The 11,777-nt window shown below is 43.8% G+C and carries 7 protein-coding genes; all 7 read right to left on the bottom strand.

The window, feature by feature from the left end:
* Nucleotides 1-74 precede the first annotated feature (74 nt).
* Nucleotides 75-1,475, bottom strand: a complete 1,401-nt coding sequence (locus J3L18_RS03880) for an alpha-L-fucosidase (RefSeq protein ID WP_129570684.1) — start codon at nucleotides 1,473-1,475, stop codon at nucleotides 75-77.
* 215 nt (nucleotides 1,476-1,690) lie between these two features.
* A complete protein-coding gene (locus J3L18_RS03875; protein WP_223266232.1) occupies nucleotides 1,691-2,524 on the bottom strand; it encodes a glycerophosphodiester phosphodiesterase family protein in 834 nt (277 codons plus the stop codon).
* 61 nt (nucleotides 2,525-2,585) lie between these two features.
* Nucleotides 2,586-4,001, bottom strand: a complete 1,416-nt coding sequence (locus J3L18_RS03870; RefSeq protein ID WP_129570686.1) for a calcineurin-like phosphoesterase C-terminal domain-containing protein — start codon at nucleotides 3,999-4,001, stop codon at nucleotides 2,586-2,588.
* Between the two features lie 111 nt (nucleotides 4,002-4,112).
* Nucleotides 4,113-5,612: a DUF5689 domain-containing protein gene (locus J3L18_RS03865; protein WP_129570687.1), complete on the bottom strand. Its 1,500-nt coding sequence runs from the start codon at nucleotides 5,610-5,612 to the stop codon at nucleotides 4,113-4,115.
* Between the two features lie 31 nt (nucleotides 5,613-5,643).
* The gene (locus J3L18_RS03860) at nucleotides 5,644-7,134 is read right to left on the bottom strand and encodes a SusD/RagB family nutrient-binding outer membrane lipoprotein (RefSeq protein WP_129570688.1); all 1,491 of its coding nucleotides are present in this window, start codon (nucleotides 7,132-7,134) and stop codon (nucleotides 5,644-5,646) included.
* Nucleotides 7,135-7,145: 11 nt separating this feature from the next.
* Nucleotides 7,146-10,598, bottom strand: coding sequence for a SusC/RagA family TonB-linked outer membrane protein (locus J3L18_RS03855; RefSeq protein ID WP_189549359.1), 3,453 nt, complete (start codon nucleotides 10,596-10,598; stop codon nucleotides 7,146-7,148).
* A 109-nt stretch (nucleotides 10,599-10,707) separates the two neighbouring features.
* Nucleotides 10,708-11,724, bottom strand: a complete 1,017-nt coding sequence (locus J3L18_RS03850) for a FecR family protein (RefSeq protein WP_129570689.1) — start codon at nucleotides 11,722-11,724, stop codon at nucleotides 10,708-10,710.
* Nucleotides 11,725-11,777: the final 53 nt, after the last annotated feature.

Genomic DNA, 11,777 nt, shown 5'->3' with positions numbered 1-11,777 from the left:
AAAACGGGTTACAGCAAAAAAAACCCGCCTTGCGGGCGGGTCTTCCTTATTAAATTTCAGTCAGTTATAGTGTATTATCTTCTTTCGTTATAAACCTGGAATTCGGCTATCGATACCTGGTGCTCGGATTTATCTATCGAGATCCGAACCTTGCCTGCCCATACCCTGTCAAAACGGTGAACTTTAATCTTATTAGCATTATCACCATCAAACAATGGCTTCCAACTTCCGTTCAGGTAATATTCCAAACGGTAATGTGAAATATTCGGTTTTTCTTCGGCAATAACAATGGTATTCAATGCCTGGTCTTTCTTAAAATCTATCTCATACCATGGATTTTTAACTGTTGGATTTGACACCCACGAGCTATGAAAATCATCATCGTTAGCAAAATCCATAATAGCAGAATCATCGCTCCAGCTTGCGCTTGCCGGCTGATTTTTTGCAATGTTTGATGAAATAATCGGCGCATCCAACGTAGAAAGCTTAGCCACTGGCCCTTCGTTCTTCCAAAGTTTGCCTATTTCTTTAAGCGCGGCAAGGGCGTTATCGTCAAATAAACCATCGCGGTTTGGTGCCACGTTCAGGATAAAATTACAGTCGACGTTGTTCAATGGTTTCAGGATATCATTAACCAGTTTGGCAGGCTCCTTAACCGAGGTTGTAGGGTGGCTTGTTTCCCAAAACCAGTTGGCCTGCAATGGTAAACAGGCAATGGCCGGCATGCGGTTATCTTTAGTTGAAACCCGTTGCCCTGCTCCCATTTCGTAAGTCTTGATATCAGTATAATACATGCCTTCTGCCGGATATTTGGCACCATTAAGGTCCATTACCAAACAGTTTGGCTGTAATGATTTCACCAATGTGTAGATTTCTTCAAACGGAACGTCATCATATGAAATCCTCGACCATGGTGCATCCCATCCGTCAATGATCAGAGCCGAAATCTCGCCGTATCTGGTCATCAACTCAGTGATTTGCGCTTTTACCATATCAATATGCTTTGGCGTGATCATGTTTGGCCTTAACCTGTGGTGAGTATCCAGTATTGAGTAATATAAAAACACCTTTAGACCGTTAGCCCTGAAAGCATCAGTATACTCTTTCACTACGTCTTTTTTCAGCGGACTGTTCATCACGTTATAATCGGTTGTTTTGGTATCCCAGATACAAAAACCACTGTGGTGTTTTGTGGTAATACAACCGTAAGTCATGTTTGCCGATTTAGCGGCTTTTGCCCACTGGTCGCAATTCAGTTTTTTAGGGTTAAAGATAGTTGGCAAAGCATCAGGATCGGCCCAGTCCTGATCCATATAGGTTGGGATGTTAAAGTGGATAAACATACCAAAGCGCAGATCGACAAATTCCTGCTGAAGCTGGGCAAGCGGTTTTACAGGCTGCCGGGCCGTTTGTGCTTTTAGTGAGAGTGAAGCGGCACAAATCGCAATAAAGCATATAGCTTTTAACTTAAACATGATTGGGTTGTTGGTTAAATTGATAAAACGTTTTAACAAACTGCAATATCACATTTAAATTCAATGTTTAGATTATGGTAAATTGACATTACATTCAGCTTATTTGGCGTGGATAAGCTTCGGCACAACAAAAAACATGTCATTGCGAGGAGCGAAACGGGAATAAGCTTGGGCGCGACGTGGCAATCGCATGCTATAAAGGGCGGATTTGCTTCCTAAAACAAATCCGGATAATCAGTAATCACACCATCAACACCTAAACTTTTAAGCTGTTCAATTTCGGCTTTTGTATTTACTGTCCATGGTAGTACTTTAATCTTTGAATCATGGCATTTCTTTACCAGGTCGGCATCAACCAGTTTATAGTCCGGGCTGTAGATGAAAGGAGTAAAACCAAGATCGGCCATATTATCTTCAAACGATTTTTTGTTTTCGATAAGATAAGAAGTACGCACATCAGGATATTTTTTGTGGATGATCTGCAGCGTACGTCTATCAAACGACTGGATCACAACGTAAGGCAGGACCTTCTTTTCGATCAAAACAGCCATCAGCTTATCCACAAACTCGTCCGGAGCTGGATTATAAATACCGTCACCTTCGGGTGAGCACTTGGTTTCGATGTTGTAGAACACCGGCTTTTTATGATTTATCTTAATATAATGCTGTACCGAATCAATCAATTCAGACAGAAGCGGCATATAGGTTTTGATCTTTTGCTGGCGCGGAAATTTGCTGTACGGCTTTGAACCTACATCATATTGTTTCAGGTCCTCATATTTCATTTTATAGAGGATCAGGTTTTTCGCATCTTCCTTGAGGATATCCTTACCATCAGGAGTAAGCGAAAACAGCGGGTTGACATATTCGTCATGCGATAAAACCACCTGCCCATCAGCCGTAATATGCGTATCCATCTCCAGCATGGTTACAGTGCCGAGGTCGATGGCATTTTTCATAGCAGGAATGGTATTTTCGGGCCTCAGTCCCCTGCCCCCGCGATGCGCTTCGGCACTAAATGAGGGAAAATCTGCATTTTTTAATTCCATGTTTTTAACAACAGTAAAGCCTGATAACAAGATAAGACTTATACCGGTAACAATGTTCAATTTATTTTGCATCTAATTCGCTTGAATATTTATTTCCGAAACGATCTGTAGCTTCAACCCTAACCTTTTTAACCGACGGATCAAAGTGCGCCACAAACAAATGCCCTGTTTCATGCGGCTCCACAAAATGCCGGCCTGCCGGTAACTGATCGCCTTTATACAAACTTACCGATAAGGGATCATATCCCTGTTCTTTTGACAACGCTCCCATCGGTTTGTCATCTAAATAATACACTACCTTCCACTCTGGGTCATAGTTCCAAACATTGGCGATGAGGTGCATCTGGTCGGTTAGTTTTTCGGCATAAACACTGATCTGGTTTTCGGCCGGTAAACCTGTCGATTTATAATACCATTTCAGCTCGGTACCATTTACAGAATATACACCATAACCGCGCGGGGTACCATCAACGCAAATAGGCCCCGTCCACCAGCCGCCACATACGGTGCCGTGGTTATGCTCGAAAATGCCGTTGGTGATATTGTTATCATGGTAATGCGTATGACCCGACATGATGTGCACATTACTGAAGTCATTCAGCACTTTATAAAAATCCTGGTTGTTTTTCACCTGGTTATAAACAGGGATATGCAGGTTGATAATCAGCAATTGATCTTTCTTCACATATTGCAGATCTTTTGCCAGCCAGTTTAGCTGATCTTCGGTAATATAGCCATCATACTCACGCTCAACACCCAGGTAACGAACATTATCCAATACTACATAATGAGCCTTGCCCCGGTTAAATGAATAGTAAGTTGGTCCATAAATCTGCTTAAAAGTAACATCCGAGGTTTCATCGCCGCCCATACGGTAGTCCATATCGTGGTTGCCAATCGCCTGGAAAAATGGGATTTCCATTTTAGCCACAGCCTCATTATAAGCGGGGAAAAGCTCATGGTTATCCCATACAATATCACCTACACAAATGCCGTGTACCAGTGCGTTTTTACCTAATGATTTTATGGTGGCGATGGTGTCGGGAACCGAAGTATCCATCATCTGTTTAACATCCTTTTTGTTTTTAACCTGCGGATCGGCCCAGATAATAAAGTGGTGATTGTGATCATCAACTTTTAGCGGGCCCAGCTTAAAATCAAAATGCGAACTACTGCCTATGTTTTCGTAATGCTTGGCAACATTATAATCTGTTTTAAACTCGTAGCCTGATGGTGTGCTCATGAAAATGCTTTTGGCCTTTTCATTTGGCGTAAGTTGGTAATTGCCCTTGTCATCAGTAATCACTACCGAAAAACCGTCGGATATTACTACTCCTTTAATTCCCTTTTTGCCTGCGGTAACACGGCCTTTTACGGTATCACCGGTTAATATTTGTGTAAGTGCGTTGGCACGGAGCGATATGAATGCACCGCCGGTTATAAGGCCAACGCCCTGTAAAAATGATCTTCTGTTCATGTAATAATATTTTAACCTCACCTAAATCCTCTCCAAAGGTGAGGACTTAAATAAATATTTGATCCTGTTATATAAAGCCCCTCTCCTTTGGAGAGGGGTTGGGGTGAGGTTTTAATTTTGAATTGTTGTTGCACCTGTAGCCGTTTCAATGGTGCTTATTGGCGATGTCAATGTAAGCGGAACGCTGGTTACGGTTCTGCCGGCCACCCATCTTCCGGTAAGCGCATCATAAACACCGCCTAACTGGCTAAATAAGCCATCGGTTGGTAAAGGTAGTTTTGACGTATTGGAGCCGCCGCCATAAAAGCCCTGCTCTGTACGGGTTACCGGGTTAATGGTACTGTAGTAATCGGTATTGGTGATGCGGTAACCAATCTCCGGCGGGCCAGCCGAGTACACGGTACCACCGCCACCGTACATGATAACATCAAGCGGAACGCTTGCGGCACTCACTGTTGTACCCGCAAAAACTGAAACTCCTGCTACGTTACCACTGTTAGCTAACAGATTGGTAGTTACATTGCCGAAATCAGCACCCGGCACTTCGGCATACATGGTGCTGTTGATCCAGTTGGATGAGCTGATATCTGTTGAGCCTTTACCCCAGATATTTTTATTACCGCCTACATAAAAGAACTGGCCTTTTTTAACTGTGCCCGATGTGAGGTTAAACTTGTAAGTTTTTGCCAAACCTTGCGCCCAGCCATTGGCAGGTGCCGGGTTAGTACCCGCATTATTACAGGTTACAACAGCATAATTGGTTACCGCAAAGTCAATGTCCTTAGTTGCCTTGAACTGGATATACTCATAATCAGCATCGCTGCCCGAAGGATTAGTAAGGTATCCGGTTATAATGATTGGCGATGGTTTGGTTGCAGCAAGCGTAAACACATCATCGATAGTACGCGGCCAAAGCTGCATTTTGGTATCGGTGCCTGATGTTATCACTAACGGAATGCCTGTAAAATTAGCGCTGAACGGTAATTCGGTAGTTGCGAAAGCAGCGTTAGCCTCTGTATGCATTATTATTTTGCCAAAACCGTCATTAAGTGTTTTATCACCCGCGTAAGTTTCGCCCTGCTGCGGCTCCGGGTCGGTTACCGCCTTAGCTATCGTAACCAGTGTACCTTCGTAAACATCGGGCGAAGCCAGCAACGTTGCTGATGGAACCGACTGCACTTTAACGGCTTTATTCGTGGCAACTTTATTCACTGAGCTTTCGGTAAGGCCTTTAACACGCATACTGCCGTTTACTTTGGTAAGTGTAGCGCCCTCAACTTGCACTATTACCGAATCGCCGGGAACATAGTTTGCAGCTGCATTACCTATTTCGAGAGAAATACCCCTAACTGCGTTACGGCGGTTGTTTTGCACCACTAATACGCCGGCAGGACTATTACCTGCTGCGGCGTTTGAAATTACTACGCCCACTATTTCCTTTGCTCCGCCCATATTGGTGCTGTTCAGCACAACATCCGAGCCTTTGTAAATCCCCTTCAGGTCAACAACGGCAATAATCGGGCTTAACGAACCTTCAGCATAGTTATTCTTTTTGCATGAATTTATACCGATGGCTGTTGCAAGCACCAGTAATAAATATATCTTTTTCATTTTATAGATCTCTTAGTTTAAAACCAGTTGATTATTGTTTTTGCCACCAAACCTGCGTGCTGATCTCATCGGCACCCTGTACAGCCACTGCGGCCTTGTAACTATCAGGATTGGCCGATTGTACATAAACCGGGTATTGCAGCCTTGCCGGCATAATGCCGTTGTTCCTTAAACCGTTACCTTTTGGCAATACCGGGTGACCTGTACGACGGTACTCAAACCATTGCTCAAAATCAGTGTAAAACATGGAGTAGTATTTTTGAACATGGATCATCTCCATCTTTTCATCAAGCGGGGCAGCATTGTCCCAAACAATATCGGCGCCTGCTAAATAGGTATCTATAGGGGTTGCATAAGTCGGGATCCAGAATGTGATACCTGCTTGTACACCATTTTTATAATAAGTGGCCGCATCTCCGGCTATCCAGCCTTTCGCTGCAGCTTCAGCAAGGATAAACTGTAGCTCCGAATAGTTCATGATGTTACCCATCAATGGGTCGTTCATCAATGTAGTTGCCGATGTGGTAGAAAGGAAATATGATTTGATACCAATGTTTTGGCCGGGCGCATAGCCGCTCGGGATTCCCTGGATACCACCCTGATAGCTTGATATCGACCAGCGGTTAGCAGTTAAACGGGGATCAGCCCATTTGGCAAGGTTGTTTACAAAAAACTCACAAACACCGGGCTGTCGCCAGTCTTGTTCACGTACTCCGCCAATAAAAGGAGATGTTAAAGCACTGGAGCCGGTCCACCGCAAAACTGCCGAATCATCATTGCTGCCCATAATGGGGTAAACATCGGGATTGGTATCAACAATTTGCTTGATCTTAGCTATCACATCAGCCGAAACATCGGCTTTGCCAGATACCCTTAACAACAACCTTAAATAAAGCGTGTTACCAAACTTGCGCCATTTTAAAGCATTGCCGCTAAATACCGGATCACTGCCGGCAACTACGTTTGCCGACGCATTGAGCAGGGTATCTGCAGCTTCCAGGTTTTTGAAAATATCCAGGTAAATATCTTTCTGCTTATCAAACTCAGGCGTAAAGTTCCCTTCCTTGCCTTTGTTCGAATCAAAGTAAGGCACATCGCCATAAGTATCTGTCAACAAGGAATATAACCATGCCTGACAAATAAGTGAAATGCCCATATACGTTTTGTTGTAGGTAACTTCCTTACTGGCTATGTTATAAATATCTTTAAAGTTGGTTAACTGGGTATACCAGGCATTCCAGGTAGCATCGGCCCAGGTGCGTTTGATATCATACCTGAATACTTTGCCTTCCGAATCGCCGGGATCAACGGTAACCTGCATCAGCTCGTTATTAAAATTACGGGCGCGAAGCATATTAGTCCCCAATGTATTTACCAACGCCGGAGCCAGCAATTGCTGCGGCAGGGCGTTTGGCGTGCCGTTGGGATCGGTATTAAGTTCAATAAAATCCTTTTTACATGACGACATTATGCTAACGAACAACATCATCATCGATATAAGTATATATCCGTTCCTTTTCATATTGTTAATTATTAAATGCCAATAACTATGTTAAAACCAAATGTGCGGGTTGATGGAAACTGTGCAATCTCAAATCCCTGCACTATATCGCTGCCCGAAAGCGTACCAAATTCAGGATCGAAGATTGGCCACTTAGTCCAGATGTACAGGTCACGACCATATACACCTACCGTAGCACGCGTTAATCCAAGGCGTTTAACTAAACGAGGGCTCAATGAATAATCAAACCTTGCCTCGCGGAATTTCAGGAAGTTGGTTGAAAACGTATTACCTTCGGCATTATCAATACCATAGTGTGAGCGGTAGTAACCGTCAACATCTGTTGCAATAACATCGTTCGGTCTGTAACTGCCGTCCGGGTTTTGGATAACGCCTTTGCCTATGATACCGTTATACCTGCCGGGTAGGGTGAGCGTTGTTTTACCCTGCTCGGCCAGTTTATAGTTTGAAAGCGAATATGATACACCGCCAACCTGGGCATCAAACAACAGGTGCAGGTTAAATTGCTTATACCTGAAATCGTGGCCCATGCTTGCCTTCCATTTAGGGATGGTGTTGCCTAAATAAACCAGGTTATCAGCTAATTTGGCAAAACCTGTAGAAGCATCATAAACGATCTGCCCATCAGGCGAGCGCAAATAACTGCGACCGTACATATCGCCCATACTGCCGCCTACACGGGCAACAATCTGGCCACCGCCGGTAGGGCCATTCCGCAACACAACCGCGCTATCGGCAAGTTGCTCGATGGTGTTTTTATTGGCGCTGAAGGTTGCAGTAACATTCCAGCTAAACACGTTGGCTTTGCGTATAGGCGTTCCGTTCAATGTAATTTCGATGCCTTTGTTGTTTACCTTACCTACGTTGATAACTGCCTGGTTATAACCTGACGATTGATCCACAGTACGGCTCAGGATCTGGTTTTTAGTGTTACCCGTATATAAAGCTATATCAAAACCTAAGCGATTGCTGAACATCCTGGTTTCGGCACCAACTTCAAGCGTTGTGGTGCGTAAAGGTTTCAGATCGGGGTTTGATAGTGTACGCGGATTTTGCAAACCACCTGCATAAGTGCTACCCGCCGATACATAATTAAATGAGGTTTGATAAGGATTTGTTGTACCGCTACCAACACCTGCAAGCGATGCCCTCACTTTTGCATAGTCAATAAATTTAGGCAGCTTGAATGCTTCAGATGGCAAAAAGCTCATGCTTGCCGATGGATAGAAGAAACCAACCTGATCGGTACGGTTCGCAGTAGCCAGTGTACTGATCCAATCCTGGCGGGCTGTTAAATCTACATACAAGTAATCTTTAAAAGATGTGGACAATAAGCCGTAGAAGCTGTTGATAGCATATTTTGATTTATATGGCAGGGTAACCAGAGGACCCGCATTGTTAGCCATTGAATACACACCCGGATATACTAACGAGTCGGCACGTACCTCATCGCGGTTATAATTGTTGCGGAGCATGCTACCACCTGCCGTAGCGGTGATGTTAACATCGTGTGTTATTTTCTTGTTGTATTTCAACAGGAAATCGGCACCCTGCTCTTCCGAATAAATGTTTTGTGTACGGTACGAGCCTTTCGGGTATTTACTTCCGGCATCATATGGACGCTGCTGTGCGCGCTGCTCATAGCCCATATCTAAAGTAGCACGAACCTGTACGCTAAACTCTTTTGTTACATTGTAAAGTGCTTCAACGTTTCCGGTAACCGAATTACGGTTTGATTTATTGATAAACTCGTAAGATACAGCATAAGGGTTTTCTGGGAACGAGCTGAAAGGATAAAAGATCGCTTTACCATCTTGCCCGTTTTTCCAGTAGTTCTTCAACCAGTTTAAATTGGCATTGGGCTGCCAGAATATAAACCAATACATCAGCGACTGGTTACCATAACCTGCACCTGGTAAGTTATCGCTGTTTTTATTATTGTAATTTACTTTTGCATTGATGGTTAACTTATCATTGATTTTGGAGTTAACCGATAAAGCAATGCTGTTACGGGTGTACCCTGTATTCGGCGTAATCCAGTGATTGGTAACGTTGGTTGCCGAAAAACGGGCCGTTGTTTTATCGCTGCCGCCGTCAACACTTACCGAGTTGGTGAAAGTTTGGCCAACATCAAAAAAATCACGGATCTGGTTTTTATATGGTACCCATGGCGTACGTGTTGTGCTTTGCTTTTGTGTAACCGGATCCAACTGATAAAAAAGCTGGCCATCAAATTTAGGGCCGTAAGCCGAGCTTGTCGAGCTGGTGCTTGCACCATCCGGCCCTGCCCCGTACGAATAATAACGGGAACCCGCCGTACCTTGTCCGTATTCATATTGCAGATCGGGCCAGCGGTTTACACTTTCAAGGCTTGCATTTGAGTTAAAGGTGATGCCCAGGCCACTATGCTTTTTACCCGATTTTGTTGTGATGATAATAGCACCATTGGCACCGCGCTGGCCATAAAGCGCCGCCGCGCCCGGGCCTTTCAATACCGTTACCGTTTCAATGTCCTCTGGGTTGATGTCGTTCAGGTTGCTGCCATAATCGGCAGGCATGTTATCGCTGCTGGTACCATAAGCCGATTCGCCGGAGTTGCTTGTACGTCTGCCGCTACCCTGGTTAATTACAACACCGTCAACCACTATCAAAGCTTCGTTATCACCGGTCAGGTTATTTTCACCACGCAGGATAATTTTGTTTGATCCCGCAGGGCCGCTGTTTGAACGGATGAGGTTTAAACCCGCTACTTTCCCCGATAATGCATCAGTCCAGTTGCCAGAAAGGGCGCCTGTTAGCTGATCACCTTTAATAACCGGGGCGGAATAACCCAAACTTTTATCTTCCCTTTTGATACCGAGTGCTGTTACCACAACCTCGTTAAGTTTATTATCGGCCGGACTAAGCGTAATATTTAAAACAGTGTTTGCATTTGAGCTAACACTTACATTCTGGATTCTCTTAGTTTCGTAAGAGATAAAGCTTGCCTCAACCGTGTAAGTACCCGGCACAATATTTAACGTGTATGAACCACCAACTCCGCTGATGGCAGTTGCCCCGGTCCCCGGAACTTTCACAGTAGCACCGGGAAGTGGTTCTGATTTTTCGTCAACCACTTTCCCTTTAATGCTACCCCTATCCTGTGTTTTTGCAATGATGAGGATATTACGTTCACCTGCTGCTCTGTATGTGCAGGTAGTTCCTTTTAAAAGCAGGTCAAGTGTTTCGCCTAAAGAGCGCTCTGCTTTTGTTACGTGTACTTTGCGTTTATCATCCAGCAAGCTGTTATTATAGCTGATAGAGATATCGCTTGATTTTTCAATTTGCTGAAAGGCATCCTTGAGCATGGTACCCTCGGCACCAAACGTGATCCTTTTGTTTATTACTGTTTGAGCCTTAGCGTTTATGCCGCCAAAAGGCAATTGTAAAAATAACAGCATGGTTAATAACCATAACTTTTTCATATATTTACTTTAATTTATACTTGTCTAACCGTGAGTTTAAATTGTCAAAATTCTGAAGCCTGGGGTTGTTACCAGCAACGTCCAGGCTTTTACCAATAGCCGGGTAATACTATTTCATTATACTTCCTCCTTTTTGATTATTGTTTGAAATAAAAAGCTGACTACCTTTTTGCGTATAGCCTAATCCTGATAGCGCGCTGAGGGTTTCCATGGCATCTGTCAATGTCATACCTCTTAATTTGGCTGTAAGCCTTACATTGCCCAAATCCTGTTCTGTAAACCTGATCTTAACGCCGTAATGATGCTCAAGCGAAGCGGCTATCTCACTGTAAGTTGTATTATAGAAAACAAATTCGTTATTGATCCACGAGCTTACTGATGATGCATCAGTGTTGTTAAAAGTGTAGATGCCATTTTGGGTATTGATGCTGATCACTTCGTTCTTTACCAGGTATTTAACCATTTGAGGTTTTCCCTGCACATTGGCCATTACCCCTACTTTTCCGCTTTGCACGGTCACAGCTACTTTATGATCGGCCAGGTAGGCTTTTATATTAAAGGAAGTACCCAATACTACAGTGGTGATATCTCCGCTTTTAACTACAAAAGGTTTAGCCTGGTGAACCACATCAAAAAAAGCTTCGCCGTTAAGCATTACATCACGTTTTTCATCACTAAAGTTTTTAGCGTATCTGAGTTTGCTGCCACCACCCAGATAAACTGTCGAACTATCGGGCAGCATTATTTTTGAATGCTTGCCATCAACATTGCTGATCTCTTCATAAACCAAAACAGGCGACTGTTTGAAATAACGGTATCCAAACCAACCGGTAGTACAAATAAGCAGGCAGGCGGCAGCGTAAGCTATCCAATTGAATTTAGTAGTGCGTTTAGTTACAGGTATTTGAGGTTGGGTTATATGTGCATTGATTTTTGCCCAGGTGCTCTCGGCATTTTCCGGTTGTTTAAAGTATGTTTTGGATGCTTCCAGGATCTGGATGGTTTCACTAAACTGGGCAAGGTTTTCGGGGTTCTCCTCAATCCACTCCTGTAACTGTGTTAAGCCATCATCGCTGATGGTTTTTTCAAAATATTCAACTATTAAGCGGTAACTATTATCTTCCATTAAATCTGTCTCTGCAATAAAGACTGATTTTACGTAGCCGATACGTAGCGAAA

Origin of the sequence: Mucilaginibacter gossypii (genome assembly GCF_017569325.2) — a bacterium.
Classification (GTDB): domain Bacteria; phylum Bacteroidota; class Bacteroidia; order Sphingobacteriales; family Sphingobacteriaceae; genus Mucilaginibacter; species Mucilaginibacter gossypii.
Note: the sequence above shows the minus strand (reverse complement) of the source record. Positions and strands in the feature narration are given on the sequence as shown.

What these genes read in the sequence shown, in the direction of transcription:
- J3L18_RS03880 (WP_129570684.1), bottom strand. Translation starts at nt 1,475, where the DNA reads ATGTTTAAGTTAAAAGCTATATGCTTTATTGCGATTTGTGCCGCTTCA.
- J3L18_RS03875 (WP_223266232.1), bottom strand. Translation starts at nt 2,524, where the DNA reads ATGGAATTAAAAAATGCAGATTTTCCCTCATTTAGTGCCGAAGCGCAT.
- J3L18_RS03870 (WP_129570686.1), bottom strand. Translation starts at nt 4,001, where the DNA reads ATGAACAGAAGATCATTTTTACAGGGCGTTGGCCTTATAACCGGCGGT.
- J3L18_RS03850 (WP_129570689.1), bottom strand. Translation starts at nt 11,724, where the DNA reads ATGGAAGATAATAGTTACCGCTTAATAGTTGAATATTTTGAAAAAACC.
- J3L18_RS03860 (WP_129570688.1), bottom strand. Translation starts at nt 7,134, where the DNA reads ATGAAAAGGAACGGATATATACTTATATCGATGATGATGTTGTTCGTT.
- J3L18_RS03855 (WP_189549359.1), bottom strand. Translation starts at nt 10,598, where the DNA reads ATGAAAAAGTTATGGTTATTAACCATGCTGTTATTTTTACAATTGCCT.
- J3L18_RS03865 (WP_129570687.1), bottom strand. Translation starts at nt 5,612, where the DNA reads ATGAAAAAGATATATTTATTACTGGTGCTTGCAACAGCCATCGGTATA.